Origin of the sequence: Microcoleus sp., assembly GCF_041354475.1 — a bacterium.
Classification (GTDB): Bacteria; Cyanobacteriota; Cyanobacteriia; order Cyanobacteriales; family Microcoleaceae; genus Microcoleus.
In genome coordinates this window covers 46,397-63,036 of sequence record NZ_JBGJZU010000030.1, presented here as the reverse complement: position 1 = coordinate 63,036, position 16,640 = coordinate 46,397, and the positions used below count along the sequence as shown (strand labels likewise).

The following is a 16,640-nucleotide window of genomic DNA, read 5'->3' as shown; positions in this document are numbered from 1 at the left end:
TAAGCGCAATTGCAATATCTTTTATAAGGGTAGTTGTTTTGAGCGTGTAGAGGTGATTTGATAGCACCTTTGAGAGTTTTCGGATTCATTCAAGAATCCCCGTGGCTTCAGCCCTGGGGAGTATCAAAATAGCTTGCGGGGCAGGGGGGTGAATTCTTCCTTCTTCCTGATTCCTGAATTTCCCCCCTTGGGGGGGGCAGGGGGGGGTGACTTCTTCCTTCTTCCTGATTCCTGAATTTCCCCCCTAGGGGGGGGCAGGGGGGGGTGAATTCTTCCTTCTTCCTGATTCCTGAATTTCCCCCCTTGGGGGGGGCAGGGGGGGGTGACTTCTTCCTTCTTCCTGATTCCTGAATTTCCCCCCTAGGGGGGGGCAGGGGGGGGTGAATTCTTCCTTCTTACTTCTTCCTTCGACTTACTTCCAACCCAACCACCGCAACAAAGGCACAATTAAATAATGACTAACTCCCAAACAAAGCCCGATCGCACTTCCCAACAAACCAAAAAACGCCACAGCCCCCCAAACTTGTAGCAAGCCCAGTGTAGCGTTAGACGACGCAAAACTCTCCAAGAAACTCCCAGGAAAAATACTCAAAGCATTCAGAAACAAAAACAATCCCGTAGAGCACACAGCCACCACCAAAGCATGAACTAATTGGTGACTCCGCAAACCCATTCCCACAGTCAAAGATGCGATCGCAAAAGCACCCAAAATAATCCCCTGCACCCCACTAGAAGCACTCGACTCCAACCAACACAAACCAGCTAACAAATAACCTTGAACACCCATCAATCCCGATAACCAATACTGTTTGTGTTGGCGAAAACTGCCCGCATCCGTCAACCCGATCGCAGTTCCCAATCCCGCAAATCCAAACAATAGCACCTCCGGCCCCACAGCGAAAGTCATATTAGGAATTAATTGATGCAAACCCTCATTCAAAAAATTCGCAATTTCCGGGCCAATAGGCGAAGCATAACCCAAAACTAAACCGCCGATCGCCCCCGCACTTCCCCCAATCCCACCGAGCACCATTTCCCAGCCCGTATCCAGAGAAGCTACCACAATTTGGGCGATCGCCCCAAATACAAAACCAGTTAGGCTGACAGTTTTTTGCGCCCCCACCACTAATACTTGCCTACAGAATTTCAGCATAGCTTGACTGCTAGGGGCGAGCGCCATTCGTCCCTGATGCCGAGTAGAAATCTGCCTCAAACGTTGGCGAACCTCCCCAGCCGTCGCCGGACGCTGCTGCACATCCGATCGCACCATATCATCCAACAAATTAGCAAAAGCCGGGGCGATCGGCGAAATATGCCGCCATCGCAACTCCCCAGTCATCGGATCTTCAATATCCGCCGGATACTTCCCCGTCAGCAAGTGAATGCAAGTCCGCCCCAAGGCATAAAAATCCGTCGCCGGGCCCACACCGCCCCCAACAATTTGTTCCGGCGGGCTATACCCAGGAGAAATTAACCGCGTCGAACTTGGAGCATCTTTCCCCACCGGTGCGACACCACCCATTTGTTTAACACCGCCAAAGTCGATCGTCACCAACTGCAATCCACCCAAACCATTAGCCAGCAAAAGTTGTGGCGATTGTGGCATCCGCAGCATCAAATTGCTCGGTTTAATATCGCGGTGAATAATCTGACATCTATGCAACTCCTCTAAAATTTCCACAGCTTGACTAAGCCAACTAAAAACCCATTCTGGCGGACAACCTTGGGGGTGCTCATCCAGAATATCTTCCAAAGTTTTACCGTGAATCTTTTCCATTACCAAACAAGGAAGCCTGCGCGCCGCAGCATTTCCCTCCCCTGCCAAGTTTTGCATTTGCACATGAAAATAACCCTCAGCCTCCACTCTGGGGACACCGGGATTGCGCAAAATTGCTAAAACCCAAGCTTCTTGCTCGAATAGTTTCACCGCTTTCGCCGAAGTTTCCAGCAATACTTTGAGCACGCGCTCGGTTTGAGATTCTGTATCCCAAACCGTGTAGATAGCGGCAAAACCGCCTTTACCCAAAACTTGTAGGGGCACATAGCGATTTTTCAGTCGCAGCGGCCCTCCGCAACTCTGACAAAAATTGTTGCCCCAAGTCTGAGGGTAGGGCTTTGGGCAATCTGGATTAATGCAGTGGACAGATTTTGAATGGGGGTGTGGCACAACCAGAGTAGAAATGGGGCTAAATATCCATTAAGACTTACGAGCAGCTATCCCAGCAACCGGGTTGACATTCCGGTTAAATTGCTGTAAGCAGGTTTTTGAATTTAAGAAACTTGGCATCCTGCAAGTCCTGTCCATATTATGTGCTATGGTTTGGATTTTTGACCGTGGAAGACAGTAGTTAGAGATTGGGAATTTGCGGTTTGAGATTTTTTGAGCGCAGTTGAGTTCGATCGCGCGATCGAACTCAACTATCAACTATAATTTTAGGTATTTCTAACTAACTCCCCATTCCCTTTCTTTATTCTTTCTCTCCTAGATAACCAACCCTTTTTCCTGATTCCCTCTATCTTGTTCCCTCTCCCTTCTTTTGCGATCCCCAAGCATTATTCGTGATTTTTGTTTAATAAGAGATGTTACAAATAATTTCTTAATGTAAAGGTAAATAAACAATACTTATGATGATTAAAAGAATATTAAAATTTTAGAGCGCCACTTTCTTGATATATTTCTAAGAGCCTGCCATCAGGCCCCAAAATTAAGCGAATACTAGGAAGCGAGATATGGCTTACGCGCAAACCCAAACTCAATCCAAGGCTGGGTATAAAGCCGGAGTTCAAGACTATAAACTAACGTATTACACACCGGACTACACCCCGAAAGATACAGATATTTTGGCGGCTTTCCGTGTTACCCCACAACCAGGAGTTCCCCCAGAAGAAGCCGGCGCTGCTGTGGCTGCTGAATCTTCCACCGGTACCTGGACAACTGTGTGGACCGACCTCCTCACCGACCTCGATCGCTACAAAGGTCGTTGCTACGACATCGAGCCAGTCCCCGGCGAAGACAACCAATATATTTGCTTCATCGCTTATCCTTTGGATTTGTTTGAAGAAGGTTCCGTCACCAACTTGCTCACCTCTTTGGTTGGTAACGTGTTCGGTTTCAAAGCCCTGCGTGCTCTGCGGTTGGAAGACTTGCGGATTCCCATTGCTTACCTCAAAACCTTCCAAGGTCCTCCTCACGGTATCACCGTTGAGCGCGACAAATTGAACAAGTACGGCCGTCCTTTGCTCGGTTGTACAATTAAGCCCAAATTGGGTCTGTCTGCTAAGAACTACGGCCGTGCCGTTTACGAAGTTCTACGCGGCGGTTTGGACTTCACCAAAGACGACGAAAACATCAACTCCCAACCATTCATGCGTTGGCGCGATCGTTTCTTGTTCGTTCAAGAAGCTATTGAAAAAGCTCAAGCAGAAACCGGCGAAGTCAAGGGTCACTACCTCAACGTCACCGCCCCCACCTGCGAAGAAATGATGGAACGGGCTGAATTCGCCAAAGAAATCAAAACCCCCATCATCATGCACGACTACCTGACCGGTGGTTTCACTGCAAACACCACCTTGGCCAAATGGTGCCGTCGCAACGGAATCCTGTTGCACATTCACCGCGCCATGCACGCCGTTATCGACCGTCAAAAGAACCACGGTATCCACTTCCGCGTGCTTGCCAAGTGCTTGCGGATGTCCGGCGGCGACCACCTGCACTCCGGTACAGTTGTGGGCAAACTCGAAGGCGAAAAAGGCATCACCATGGGCTTCGTAGACTTGATGCGCGAAGACCACATCGAACAAGACCGCGCTCGCGGTATCTACTTCACCCAAGATTGGGCCTCCATGCCTGGTGTCATGCCAGTTGCATCCGGCGGTATCCACATCTGGCACATGCCAGCCTTGGTGGAAATCTTCGGCGACGACTCCTGCTTGCAGTTCGGCGGCGGCACCTTGGGCCACCCTTGGGGTAACGCACCTGGTGCAACAGCTAACCGCGTTGCTTTGGAAGCTTGCGTCCAAGCACGTAACGAAGGCCGCAACTTGATGCGCGAAGGCGGAGACATCATTCGCGAAGCTTGCAAATGGAGCCCAGAATTGGCTGTTGCTTGCGAACTCTGGAAAGAAATCAAGTTTGAATTCGAGGCAATGGATACCGTTTGATGATTTTGGATTGGAGATTTTAGGTTTTAGGTAGCAAACTTGCTGTTATGTCTTTATCTTGTAAGAAGATTTACAAGTAAGTTTGCATCCAAAATCTAAAATCCACAATCTAAAACTCTTAAGGGCTGGGGTCAAAAATGGATCTCAAACAAGTTGCGAAAGACACCGCTAAGGTGCTGGCAAGTTACCTAACCTATCAATCCGTGCGGATTGTGGTCGCTCAATTGAGCGAAACCAATCCTCCTCTAGCAATCTGGTTGAACGACTTTTCCACCAAGGGCAAAATCCAAGATGGAGAAGCATACATTCGAGAGTTGCTATTGGAAAATCAAGAATTAGGATTTCGGATCATGACTGTGCGAGAATATCTGGCTCACGATGTGACAGAATTTTTGCCAGAAATGGTTTGTACTGGCATTCAACAGTCAAATATGGAACACAGACGCCAGCATTTGGAGCGAATTACGCAGCTTAATTGGTCTGTGGCTAGCAGCAATCCTGAAACATCCTCCATAGATTCGGAAGCGAATCTAGATAATTTGTCGAGTTAATCGATCGCACGAGTGCGAATCGAACACACACCTTAGAGATAGAAAAATGAAAACTTTACCTAAAGAGCGTCGTTACGAAACTCTGTCCTATTTGCCCCCGCTGACAGACGCACAAATTGCCAAGCAACTGCAATACATCTTGGATCAAGGCTACATTCCCGGCGTAGAATTCAACGAAACCTCCGCCGCTGAAATGCGCTATTGGACTCTTTGGAAGTTGCCTTTGTTCCACGCTCGCAGCGTCCAAGAAATCATGACAGAAATCAACGCTTGCCGTCAAGAAAACCCCACTTGCTACATCCGCGTCATGGGTTTTGACAACGTGAAGCAATGCCAAGTGCTCAGCTTCATCGTCCACAAGCCTAACACCAGAGGCTACTAAAAAGTTACCCCCTTTATGATTCGGCGATTGAAATCGCTTCTACACAAACGAAGTCCGCCTTCGCGGACTAAGAGATAGAGGGGATTTAGTATAAGATTTGAGGTGGGGAAGGTTCCCTACCTCATTTTTTATAGTTTGCAAATAGCTTTTAAAACTTGCAGTAACAGAATTGACGATTCGGACTCCATCAGGTTTAGCAAAGGCAATAGCTGATAGGTTGGATTATTACCTCCCTGAATATTCACGAACTGATAGTGCATTCCATTTGTTGTCAAACCCCAGATTGTGTCTTGATATTTTAAATTTTGATAAGCATAGGTTAGCAATTGAGATAAACCCATCAATGCGTTGATTCCAGAATTTTTAGATTCAATAACTAAAACCCAAAAATATGTATCACTTCTGATGGGTTTTATCCTGTTGACAGCCAAGATATCAAACCGTCCTTTAATGATTGTATCTTCATCTTCAATGCTAATTTCGGCGATGTCTTGTTCTAAACTAATTTTAATCGGGCGGCGGTAGAAGCCAGCCAATCGCATTAGGGGAAAAGTAGTCAGAGCTTTTACCAGTCCTTCAGAAACTCGATCCGTTGAAATGTAGTCATCAAAGTCATCCCTAATTTGTGTGAGTTCCTGCTGTTCGTGTTCTGTGATATCTTCAAGGGATAACAGAGAGGTAAATGAGTTATTGTACTGTTTTTGAAAGCCGAACAGACGGTGTACTTCTGATAACGTTAGGTTTTTGGTATTAATAGTTGTCGTCATATTTTGATAGTTATTTAAGTTTTAGTTACAATTTTAACATAGTTGTAGGGTGCGTCGCCACCCTTAGATATTTGATTCCGATCGAAAATCTCATGGCGACGCACCCTACCTGATTAAAAACGATCGCAATCTATCCTCTCCATCACAATCCCATCAACTATTTCATAACCCCAATTAAAATGTCGATTTGCCAACTGCTCGGCCATGTCATATTCACCCAAATTGCAAAGTTCAACTAACATTTGATATCCCTCATCTTTCTCTCGCTGCAATCTTTCCACCCGCAGATTTTCTCTCTCTTCCTCCGAAGGATTTGGGCGCTCTTCCCCCAAGGGATTTATCTCGCTAATTCGTTTCATATTCGCCTCCTAAAAAGGAATTGATTCCACTATTTCACCATCTACTATTTCGTAGCCCCAATCTGGATTAGCAGCAATTTGTTTTTCAATTATACTGCGACCGAGAGGAGTATTGTAAGCTTTTTGCAAAGCTGAAATACTGGGAATTTCGGCAGGGATTGGCGATTCCATTTCTGCCAGTTTGGGCGGTTCGGGAATCGCCTCAGATGTCGATTGATTCAGGGCAAACTGCGGTGCGATCGCCCCTAATTTCCGCATCACGCTATCCTTGGTGATTTGCGGTTTTTCGTTGAAGGAAGACGGCAGATATGGTGTGTCAACGCCCTGCTGTTTTGCTTTGAGTGCATCATCCGCAAGGCGATCGCACTTTCGCAAAAAACCCTCCCACAAATCCTTACCCAAAACCGGATTTCTCAAGTCACTGCGAGCCTTAGAAACAGCCGCTTCCAGCGGTTCGCCTTTGTGAACATAATACTGAATTCGCTCCTCTTCAAAAGCCGGATAAGGCACTTCTGGTGCAATTTCCCAATCTCGCTTCACCTTCTGACTTTCTCCTAAAGGAATGCCAGCAATAAATTCATCCCAAAAAGTCGAAGCTAAGCCCTTAGTAATGCTATCAATAATTTTGAAAGCCCAGCCCGAAGGATTGCCAAAACCCAAGTTCCGTTCTTGAGCATAGGCTTCTAAAGCTCGTTGAAAGTTGTGCAGTTGTTCTTGGGAGTTCCAAGGGCCGCTGAATCGGTAATTCGGGGTAACAGCAACGGCTATTTGTTGGCGCGGTTGCCCGAAGAATTTGTCAGTTTTAATATTGGGATTAGATGCAGAATTATCAGCAACTATATCTACAGGATAATTGAGGCTTTTGGGGAGAGTTTGTGTTATAATGTCTTCAGGATTAGCTGTGAAATAAGTATTTAGTTTTGACTCGAATTCGTCAATGTCAGCCCAGAGTTCCAAGGTGTATATGTGGTAATTAATTGATTTTGCTTTGAGGAGCAAACGACTTTTGAGTTGATTTATGGCTAATTCTTGTTCTTCGGAATTTAACCCAGTGACTGCTTCAATCTCATCGCAATTAGTTGTTAGCCATTCTGATTTTTTTAGTTGAGATTGCCATTGAAATAATTGACATAGCAAAATACTAGCCGAGACACCGCCAGTAATCTTCGCTAACTTGGGATAATAGATTAGGGGATTTCCGAGATTTCCTAAAAATATGCCGATCTGCATTTTATATATTCTCGTTTAACTACTCATGGACTCAAAAACCGCAGAACCTAAGAAACCCGGTTTTTGGTGATTTTTGGGTGGTGTGATATCAAATCCTCTCTTCATCTGAATTATTCAGAACTCTATTCTCTCCCTCTGTGTCCTCTGTGTTCTCTGCGGTTAAATCATTCCGATGTAACCAGAAACAATATGACAAAGTAGGTTGGTAAAAACCCGGTTTCTCGCCACCCACAGAATCTCAGAAACCGGAAATCTCAGAAACCGGGTTTTTGGTGATTTTTGGGTGGTGTAACGAAGTAGGTTGGTAAAAACCCGGTTTCTCGCCACCCACTAATATAGCTTTAAAGTTTATAATCAAGAGGCTCACAAAACTCATTCACCCCTGTTTTAAACACATAAATAATCACCGCAGTTATCAAAATATCCGGGCAAACTTTCGCCGCCAACAAATCTCCAAATGCTGCATTCAAACGTCCATTTATCAACTCTTCTTTAATCTCAGATTTGCAGATAGCAACGCGGCATCTTTTGGCTAATCCGTCTAGCCAATTTTCAGAAATATTCGGTTCTTGTCCGGCTTGAATTGCCAGAGATATCGCCGCATCTTCGATATTCCCCTCGCAATCTTCGATTTCATCTAGGGCCTTCAATGCTTGGGAATAGGCTGCTAATTCTGAGCGAAATAATGCAATTTCTTGGGAAGTAATAACGACCATATTATGTTACTATTTTCTCGGTTTAGTGGACTGTTTTAGGAGTTAAAGTCGATATTATAGCACTTTTTTTGGTATGAATTTGTATCATTCTTAGCAACGGGTTCTTTGGCCAGTTCCACAAGTAGTTAATTTTGTAATGGGGGGGCTTGATTAATCAGCGGGTTCCCGTGCCCACCCCACCACTAACAAATCCAGTCTCTGGTGGAATTTGTCCTGAAACATCAGTACAAATTTCCCCCAGAGGTAGGCAGCGAGAACTTTAGTCCTTAAATATCAGGACTAACATCCTTACTACCAAACTAATTTACACTTTCGGTTGACTCTGTTCCTCTTCCTCTTTTTCCTTCTCCTTCTCCTTGACGGGAGATTCATCCTCAGCTTGACTCACCCCTTCCTTAAAACTCCGCAAGGTTTTTCCCAAAGCATTGCCCAACTCAGGAATTTTCTTGGGACCGAAAATTAGAATAGCTACTACCGCAATAATGCCCATTTCGGGCAATCCTAGACCAAACATAGATTCATCTCCTGTAAAACTTGCTCGCTCGCCCGTCGATCTTACTGATATCCTTAAAAGTATCTACCTTTGTTCCTGCATCCTGCAACAGTTGAATAAAGTTTTGTTAAGCCGATCGCCCCATAAATCAGAATGTTAGAAATATCCAAGCCTTCTCTACGAGACCAACAACACTACCTCATCCGCGAACTAGCCGATCGGATAGAATCAGTATGGCGTCGGTACCTCGACCTGGAACCCTACCACCTGCCTGCTGAGTTGGGATATGTGGAAGGGCGTTTGGAAGGAGAAAAACTGATCATCGAAAACCGCTGCTATCAAACTCCCCAATTCCGTAAAATACACCTAGAACTCGCCAAAGTCGGTCCCTTGCTGGATATCCTGCACTGCGTGATGTTTCCCAGACCGAATTACGCTTTGCCCATGTTCGGTACGGACATCGTAGCAGGTAAAGGCCAAATTAGCGCTGCGATCGCCGACCTTTCTCCCCTCAATGCCGATCGCACTTTGTCCGAAACCTACCGCACTCCACTGCAAACTCTGCCCGTCAACCAGTTTTCCTGTCCCCGCCAAATTCCCGAATGGGGCGATATTTTTTCAGAATTTTGCCTATTTGTGCGCCCAGATTCCCCAGAAGAAGAAAGTCGATTTCTGGACATAGTTGAATCCTACATGGAAATTCACTGCAAACTGGCAGTAGCCTCAGAACCAGTTTCTGTCGCCGAAGCATCAAAAATTCTCGATGCTCAAATTTACTACTGCACCCAGCAGCAACAAAACGACAAAACCCGTCGCGTATTGGAAAAAGCTTTCGGTCAAGATTGGGCAGAACATTACATGACCGAGGTGCTTTTTGATTTCCCTAAATAGCTAAAATATGTTGACAATTACTTGCGGGAAGTCGGACGCTTAGTACCTGTTTTTGTAGAACTCTTGGATGCACTTTTACTTGCACTCTTACCTTTTGCCCCCTTAGCACCGGCTAACTGACTGTCATTGGCATTTGCAGGTCTGCCAGCGGCAGCTCTAGTAGTTCTGAAAGTGACATTCACTCCTTCATTCGACTGTTCCAGCACCAACATCGGCGTCGGTTTCGCCTTTTGGTCCCATTCAATGTGAACGATGCGACCTTGAATTGTCGGCTGCCAACTGTCGTGGTCGTCGGAAGGGCTCAGGTAAGTTTCCAAACAGTCAATAATTTGATTAATTGTCGCCGATGTTGCCTGAGTCGGGAGTTTCATCAACTTAATTTGAATCCGAAACAGCACTCGCTTTTCGATTTTTACCGCCGGATCGCCAGTTTCGTATTCGATATCAAACATCGAATCCACTTGTCTGCCACTGCCGGCATTCCCAGTTTTATCTCCTACACTACCCTGAGTTGGACGCAGAGCAATACTAATTTTTTCTTTGACTTTTACCTTAATTTGATTCACAATGGCAAAGTGAAAAACTTCTTCCGCCATCCGCATTCTCAGGTAGTCTAAATTAAAGTCTCGTGAGTGGATGAGGTCGGGATTTTTTTCCATTTTTGATAGGGTTTCCAGAGCCATTTTATATTTTTTCTGGAGTTCTCTATTTCTAAATTCCTCAAAAGTGAGCTTCTTGCTCAAACCATCCATTTTTATTTTGCTAAACACCGCTAAACCGACAAGTAATAACAACAGTAATCCCGATGCTCCCATCAAGATTTGATCGGAGGCTAAACCTCCTGGCTTAGCCTGTTTGGGCTTGGGAGAGGCTACTGCCAACCTTGGTTCTACAAGGATTATTTTGGTTGACATGGGCTTTTAAAGGGTAAAATTTGACGCTATATTTATAGAATGCCCCTGAGTGGAGATGACATTGCAACTCGCTGGTTCGAGCCACCTTGACTTCTTTCTACCACAATCTTTCTACAATTGGATTTCTACAACTCGAACGGGCACCCTCTAATTAATACTTTATCTTTAACTGCAAGCAGGTTCGCGAAATCTCGGAAAATTGCACCCTTGCACTGGCAAAAAGCAATGGTTAATAATTTGTTATGTATTATACCAGTACCACCAGAAAAAATGTTTTTTCAGCAGAGCACTTTCTCGAAAACATCAGTGAATTTACATAGATTAATAGTAATTCTCCGATCGCTCCTAAAAAATTTTGAGGTGCACAATCGATCGCCCGGACGATCGTAGCGCCCAAAAGACTTAGGTACTAATTGCTACGAGTTCTTCGTTCCACTCAGTTCGCCTCCAGAGGACTTGCTTTCAAAATTGAGCTATGGTGCGATCGAACCACATCTCCCAAGTTAACATAACACCCATATTCGATCGTGACCTACGAACCCCTCCACCACAAATATCGCCCCCAGACTTTTGCCGAATTAGTAGGCCAAGAGGCGATCGCCCAAACCCTCACCAGCGCCATCCTCCAAGATCGCATAGCACCAGCATATCTATTCACAGGCCCCAGAGGCACCGGTAAAACCTCTAGTGCTCGAATTTTTGCCAAATCCCTCAACTGTATTTCTACGGGTGCCCCAACCCCCACACCATGCGGCAAATGCAACGTTTGCCAAGAAATAGCCAGAGGTTCCACACTAGACGTAATCGAAATTGATGCCGCCAGCAACACAGGAGTCGATAACATCCGAGATTTGATCGAACGCGCTCAATTTGCCCCCGTACAATGCCGCTATAAAGTATATGTGATCGACGAGTGTTTGACTGGTGATTCTCAGGTGCAAACTAGCGAAGGTCTAATGCGCATAGATAATCCCAAAATCAAAGGAAAAAAAGTCCTCAGCTATAACGAAAGCTCAGAAGTTTGGGAATTTAAAAAAGTTTTAAGGTGGTTAGAACAGGGTGAGAAACCAACACTGGTTATTAAGACGAGCCATCGAGAAATCAGATGCACCGGCAATCACTTAATCAGAACCGAACAAGGATGGATACCAGCAAAAGACGTAAAAGAAGGAGTGAAGATACTATCCCCTGTGAATGTGGGTGCGGCACCCTCATTCACAAAATTGGAACAGATGGACGCTTGCGGAGATTTGCCAGAGGACATCAATTTTACGGGAATACCTACGGACAAAAATCCTACGACTTTGCCTCTATTCTCGAACAGGCTCAAGCCATCCGACCTCTCTGTGCGTGTGGCTGTGGAGAACAACTCGAAATACCAGACTTTTTACAAAAAAAAGGCAAAGGGATTAAGAGCATTCAGTCTCATTGGCAGCGACATCCCTATAAAAAAAGACATGGACTTTGGGATGCAAGAACGGAAAAGTTCTTGGCAAATGCCGAAGTTTTGCAACCAGAAACACTCGGACTCATTTACGGAACATTGCTTGGAGACGGTTCTATCACATACCCAAATAAATATAGCCGATTTCCAAGATTGGGCTGGACACACGGAGAAACGCAGCGGGAATGGTTGGAATACAAAGCCTCTTGCCTTTCGACACTGCGACCAAAGTAAGGAAGTCCAAATATTCAAATTCATACAGAAGGATATTCTGGGGAAGAAAATCAACTTATTGCCAAGTGGGTTACAGGCTTGGGATACCCAACAACAACCAAGTTTTACACAAGGTCTAACACAGGTAAAACCTACCACTACATACATATGGGCGCTGAAACCAGCAGAAAATGGGTCGCAGACTTTAAACAGTATTCAATCCCTTCAATGGATTACAAATTCGGAGAAGGTAGAATCTGTAAAAGTCGTTGGGGTAGAGAAAGTTTATGACATAGAAGTAGAAGACAACCATAACTTTGTCGCTAACGGTCTTCTGGTTCATAATTGCCATATGCTAAGCACCCAGGCATTCAACTCTCTCTTGAAAACCTTAGAAGAACCACCAAATCGCGTCGTATTCGTCCTCGCAACCACAGACCCTCAAAGAGTCTTACCAACAATTATTTCCCGCTGTCAAAGATTCGACTTTCGGCGCATAGCCCTCGATGCAATGACCGCCCACTTGCATAAAATTGCCCAATTAGAAAATATCAACATAGCCAGCGACGCAGTATATATGGTCGCTCAACTCGCCCAAGGAGGACTGCGAGATGCCGAAAGTCTGCTAGACCAACTCAGTTTATTTCCCGGTGAAGTCACCGTCGAAAAAGTTTGGGATTTAGTCGGCGCAGTCCCAGAAAACGACTTAATGGAACTGCTAGAAGCTATTGACAAAGACGATGCCACAGCCTTAGTAGACATGACCCGTCACCTGATGAATCGCGGTCGAGAACCGCTGATAGTTCTTCAGAATCTAGCCAGTTTTTACCGAGATTTGCTGATAGCAAAAGCAGCACCAACACGCTCAGATTTAGTAGCTTTAACCTCAGCAACTTGGGATAAACTTGTAAAATTTGCGACTCATTGGGAGAGAGAGTTAATTTTAGCGGGTCAGAAACACTTGCAAACCCATGAACTGCAAATTAAAAATACCACTCAGCCGCGTTTGTGGCTGGAAGTAACATTATTGGGATTATTACCCTCAGCAATTAGAACTCAGCCACAACCAGTAAATCAACCAGCACAAAATACTAATCCAGCACAAAATCACCCCCCCCAACCCCCCCTTGCTAAGGGGGGGAGTCAGATATCTCATATTGCAGAATCTGCAATGCCGAATGTGCAACCTCCTCCGACGACTCCGCCACCTATGGCTAATCCCACAGAAAACACATTCACCGCACCGATTAGAGAATCTATACCGACTGCTGACACCACAAATTACCCACCAACTAATGCCGCTAGCGAAATCGATCTAAATCAAGTGTGGGAACAGGTACTGACTCGCGTGCGCCCCCACGGTACTCAATCTTTGCTTCGCCAACACGGACATCTGGTGAGTTTTAGCAATGATGCGGCGGTTATTAAAATTAATTCGCCACAGTTGCTCAAGATGGTTAAAGACAAAGTAGCTAATATTGAAGAAGCTTTTTTGCAAATTTTTAACCGTCGAGTCACGGTGCAATTGGGCTTAAAAAATTCCACTGAAACTAATAGTTTAGAACCAAAGAATTTCCCAAATTCTAACGGACGTATGGGGGGAAATTCTCGAAATTATACTCCGGTGGATGATGGGAATCAACAGGTACAAAAACCTGAAATTTCAGAGGATTTTTCCAGGAATAGGGGAGAAGCACAAAAACACTCGCCAGCCCCTGAAAATACTAGCGCCAAGCTGTCAAATGCTTCGGAACCAGTGGGGGGGGAGACTAAGGGGTCGATCGCCTCTGGGAATGATTTAAATGCTCAAGCTGTGGCGGTGCGGGCAGATGCCCAAGATGTAGTCAATTCTGCTGGGGTGTGGGCTCAGATGTTTGATGGGGAAGTAGTGGATTTCTCGGATGGCTTGGAGGTTTGGGAGTCGGAAACTTTTACATGGGAATCTGAACCGGATTTACCTGCGTTGTCTTCTGAGTCAGATGAGGAGGATTTCATTGGTTGGTAGTTGGGAATGGGGGATTGGGGATTGGGAATCAACGGGAGCATCCCGGTTTTGCATAGGCGAAGCATGACCGCAGACAATTTATTAGTGATAACCAGAGATTTACAGCGGTCATGCTTCGCCCCTACGAATATATTTGCAAAACTCAGATGCACCCGGAATCAACAGGCTGTTCCACTATAGATTAAGTTTATGGTGGAACAGGCCGGAAAGCCCGCCGATAAAAAGCTGATTGAGAATTTGAAAACTTTTAAGCCGACTCCGGCTTAGGTAGCGAAGAGGGAAGTATCAACAACTCAGCAGTCGATCGCTTCTCCACCATTTCCTTCGTAATCATACAGCGCGTCACATCCTTGCGCGACGGCAACTCATACATCACATCCAACATCAACTCTTCGACAATTCCTCTCAGTGCCCGCGCCCCTGTTTTGCGTCGGTATGCTTCCTGGGCGATCGCCCGCACAGCATCCGCCTTAAACTCCAACTGTACATTATCCATCTTTAGCAGCTTTTGATACTGCTTAACCAAAGCATTGCGCGGTTCCGTCAAAATCGCCATCAGCGTTTCCTCATCCAAAGGATCGACAACCGCCGCCACCGGTACCCTGCCAATAAACTCAGGAATCATCCCAAATTTCACCAAATCATCGGGTTCCAGTTGCTTGAGGACATCGGCGGCCCGCTTTTCCTTCGGCACAGCTTCTCCCGGCTGAATAAAACCCATGGACTTTTTGCCCGTTCTCTGCTCTACCACTTTATCCAAACCGACAAAAGCGCCACCGCAAATAAACATGATATTGCTGGTATCAATTTGGATGCAGTCTTGATAGGGATGCTTGCGCCCGCCTTGAGGTGGTACATTGGCGATCGTCCCTTCCAGCATTTTCAACAGCGCCTGCTGCACGCCTTCCCCCGACACATCCCGCGTAATCGAAGGATTTTCGCTCTTCCGGGCAATTTTGTCAATTTCATCAATATAAATGATGCCACGCTGCGCCTCTTCCACATCCATATCTGCCACTTGCAGCAAGCGCAACAAAATATTTTCCACATCTTCCCCAACGTAGCCCGCTTCCGTCAGCGTCGTGGCATCAGCCACTGCAAAGGGTACATCCAGCATATCTGCCAAAGTCTGAGCCAGCAGCGTTTTACCACAGCCCGTGGGCCCGATTAACAGAATATTTGACTTTTGCAGTTCTACTTCTTCCGGTGGGTGCTTGCCACTATTTTTGCTATGAATAAAACTCAGGCGCTTGTAGTGGTTATAAACTGCCACCGACAACACTTTTTTCGCCTCATCTTGGCCGATCACATTTTCATCGAGGTAGTTTTTAATTTCCCTCGGCTTGGGAATTTGACTCAGAGACAGGCTTTTCCCGGAAGTAGTGCGGCGCTTTTGGCTGGTTTCCGGCTTTGGAGGTACTGCCGTCGCGGCCGGCACGGCGGTGGAGTCAAACAACTCCTCATCTAAAATTTCATTGCACAAGTCAACACATTCATCGCAGATATATACTGCTGGGCCTGCGATCAACTTGCGTACCTGCTCTTGAGACTTGCCACAAAAGGAACATTTTAGATGGGAGTCGTATTTAGACATAACAGCCTCTTAATTCAGTGCAGTGACATTCTCTCCCGCCGCCGGAAGGTTTTCCTTAGCTATGACTTTATCGACCAATCCGTAATCTTTGGCTTCTGCCGCTGACATGAAAAAGTCGCGATCGGTATCTGCCTCTAATTTATCGATCGGTTGACCTGTGTGGTGCGCTAACAGTTCATTCAGCTTACGCTTATGATAAAGGATTTCTTTGGCTTGAATCTCAATATCTACTGCTTGACCTTGGGCACCGCCCAGGGGCTGGTGAATCATAATTCTCGAACTCGGCAGAGACATCCGTTTACCCGCGGCTCCCGCTGTCAACAGAAATGCACCCATACTTGCTGCTAAACCGTAACAAATTGTCACCACATCGGGGCGGATTTGTTGCATTGTGTCATAAATTGCCATGCCGGCCGTCACCGAACCACCGGGGGAATTTATGTACATTTGAATGTCTTTTTCTGGGTCTTCGGCGTCTAGAAACAGTAGCTGAGCCACTATGGAGTCTGCCACTTCGTCAGTTACAGGGGTTCCTAAAAACACAATGCGCTCCCGCAGCAAGCGCGAGTAAATGTCAAAGGCTCGCTCGCCCATCCCCGACTGTTCGAGTACCATTGGCACTACGTTGCTGGGGTGGTCGCTGACCTCAAAATTGTTAGAGCTTGTAATTAGGTAGTTGGAAGATTGAGATACAACCATAAGACACCAGTCAAGGATTATAGACTATTTACGGCTGATGAAAGCTTGAAATTAAGCCGCCAGCTTTTAACTATTATGCCCTTTCTAGAGTGAGATGGGGGAATTGGGGATTGGGAATTGGGAAATTGCCTAGCGCAGGGGGGTTCTCTCGCGCTAGGATGATGTTGCCTACAAGTGGCACTCTCGCTCCTAGATGGGGCGTTGTCCAGCCAAAGTTATGA

Annotated in this window: 14 protein-coding genes; 5 read left to right on the top strand and 9 right to left on the bottom strand. The window is 46.0% G+C overall.

Annotated features, from left to right (window positions below):
* Window positions 1–412: 412 nt before the first annotated feature.
* On the bottom strand, window positions 413–2,167 hold the full coding sequence (locus ACBR23_RS13755) for a serine/threonine protein kinase (RefSeq protein ID WP_371119720.1): 1,755 nt from the start codon (window positions 2,165–2,167) through the stop codon (window positions 413–415).
* A gap of 563 nt (window positions 2,168–2,730) precedes the next feature.
* Here ACBR23_RS13755 and ACBR23_RS13750 point away from each other — a divergent pair.
* From ACBR23_RS13750 to ACBR23_RS13740, 3 genes are all read left to right on the top strand, one after another.
* Entirely contained in the window at window positions 2,731–4,161 is a 1,431-nt protein-coding gene (locus ACBR23_RS13750) for a form I ribulose bisphosphate carboxylase large subunit (protein ID WP_333271358.1), read from the top strand.
* 137 nt (window positions 4,162–4,298) lie between these two features.
* Window positions 4,299–4,712 (top strand): chaperonin family protein RbcX, encoded by a 414-nt coding sequence (locus tag ACBR23_RS13745; protein ID WP_371115356.1) that lies wholly within the window; start codon window positions 4,299–4,301, stop codon window positions 4,710–4,712.
* Between the two features lie 46 nt (window positions 4,713–4,758).
* Complete coding sequence (locus ACBR23_RS13740; protein WP_340550038.1) at window positions 4,759–5,094, top strand: ribulose bisphosphate carboxylase small subunit; 336 nt, start codon at window positions 4,759–4,761, stop codon at window positions 5,092–5,094.
* A gap of 128 nt (window positions 5,095–5,222) precedes the next feature.
* Here the strand turns inward: ACBR23_RS13740 and ACBR23_RS13735 are convergent, their stop codons facing one another.
* From ACBR23_RS13735 to ACBR23_RS13715, 5 genes are all read right to left on the bottom strand, one after another.
* Window positions 5,223–5,861 (bottom strand): restriction endonuclease subunit R, encoded by a 639-nt coding sequence (locus ACBR23_RS13735; protein WP_371119721.1) that lies wholly within the window; start codon window positions 5,859–5,861, stop codon window positions 5,223–5,225.
* Between the two features lie 113 nt (window positions 5,862–5,974).
* A complete protein-coding gene (locus tag ACBR23_RS13730; RefSeq protein ID WP_371115359.1) occupies window positions 5,975–6,220 on the bottom strand; it encodes a hypothetical protein in 246 nt (81 codons plus the stop codon).
* A gap of 9 nt (window positions 6,221–6,229) precedes the next feature.
* Window positions 6,230–7,450, bottom strand: a complete 1,221-nt coding sequence (locus ACBR23_RS13725) for a hypothetical protein (protein ID WP_371119722.1) — start codon at window positions 7,448–7,450, stop codon at window positions 6,230–6,232.
* 341 nt (window positions 7,451–7,791) lie between these two features.
* Window positions 7,792–8,166: a hypothetical protein gene (locus tag ACBR23_RS13720; RefSeq protein WP_340519102.1), complete on the bottom strand. Its 375-nt coding sequence runs from the start codon at window positions 8,164–8,166 to the stop codon at window positions 7,792–7,794.
* Window positions 8,167–8,470: 304 nt separating this feature from the next.
* Window positions 8,471–8,680, bottom strand: a complete 210-nt coding sequence (locus ACBR23_RS13715; protein ID WP_341738008.1) for a TatA/E family twin arginine-targeting protein translocase — start codon at window positions 8,678–8,680, stop codon at window positions 8,471–8,473.
* A 132-nt stretch (window positions 8,681–8,812) separates the two neighbouring features.
* On the opposite strand from ACBR23_RS13715, the gene ACBR23_RS13710 reads away from it, so the two are divergent.
* Complete coding sequence (locus ACBR23_RS13710) at window positions 8,813–9,550, top strand: phycocyanobilin:ferredoxin oxidoreductase (RefSeq protein ID WP_340519100.1); 738 nt, start codon at window positions 8,813–8,815, stop codon at window positions 9,548–9,550.
* Between the two features lie 17 nt (window positions 9,551–9,567).
* On the opposite strand, the gene ACBR23_RS13705 is transcribed toward ACBR23_RS13710, so the two are convergent.
* Window positions 9,568–10,464 (bottom strand): hypothetical protein, encoded by an 897-nt coding sequence (locus tag ACBR23_RS13705; RefSeq protein WP_371115362.1) that lies wholly within the window; start codon window positions 10,462–10,464, stop codon window positions 9,568–9,570.
* A gap of 527 nt (window positions 10,465–10,991) precedes the next feature.
* Between ACBR23_RS13705 and dnaX the strand changes: the two genes are divergently transcribed.
* Window positions 10,992–14,126, top strand: a complete 3,135-nt coding sequence (dnaX, locus tag ACBR23_RS13700) for a DNA polymerase III subunit gamma/tau (RefSeq protein ID WP_371119723.1) — start codon at window positions 10,992–10,994, stop codon at window positions 14,124–14,126.
* A 247-nt stretch (window positions 14,127–14,373) separates the two neighbouring features.
* Here dnaX and clpX read toward each other — a convergent pair whose 3' ends face one another.
* Window positions 14,374–15,720 carry an ATP-dependent protease ATP-binding subunit ClpX gene (clpX, locus tag ACBR23_RS13695; protein ID WP_340519097.1) on the bottom strand — a complete coding sequence of 449 codons (1,347 nt, stop codon included), beginning with the start codon at window positions 15,718–15,720 and terminating at the stop codon, window positions 14,374–14,376.
* A gap of 9 nt (window positions 15,721–15,729) precedes the next feature.
* Window positions 15,730–16,419 (bottom strand): ATP-dependent Clp endopeptidase proteolytic subunit ClpP, encoded by a 690-nt coding sequence (clpP, locus tag ACBR23_RS13690; protein ID WP_341738006.1) that lies wholly within the window; start codon window positions 16,417–16,419, stop codon window positions 15,730–15,732.
* Between the last annotated feature and the right edge of the window lie 221 nt (window positions 16,420–16,640).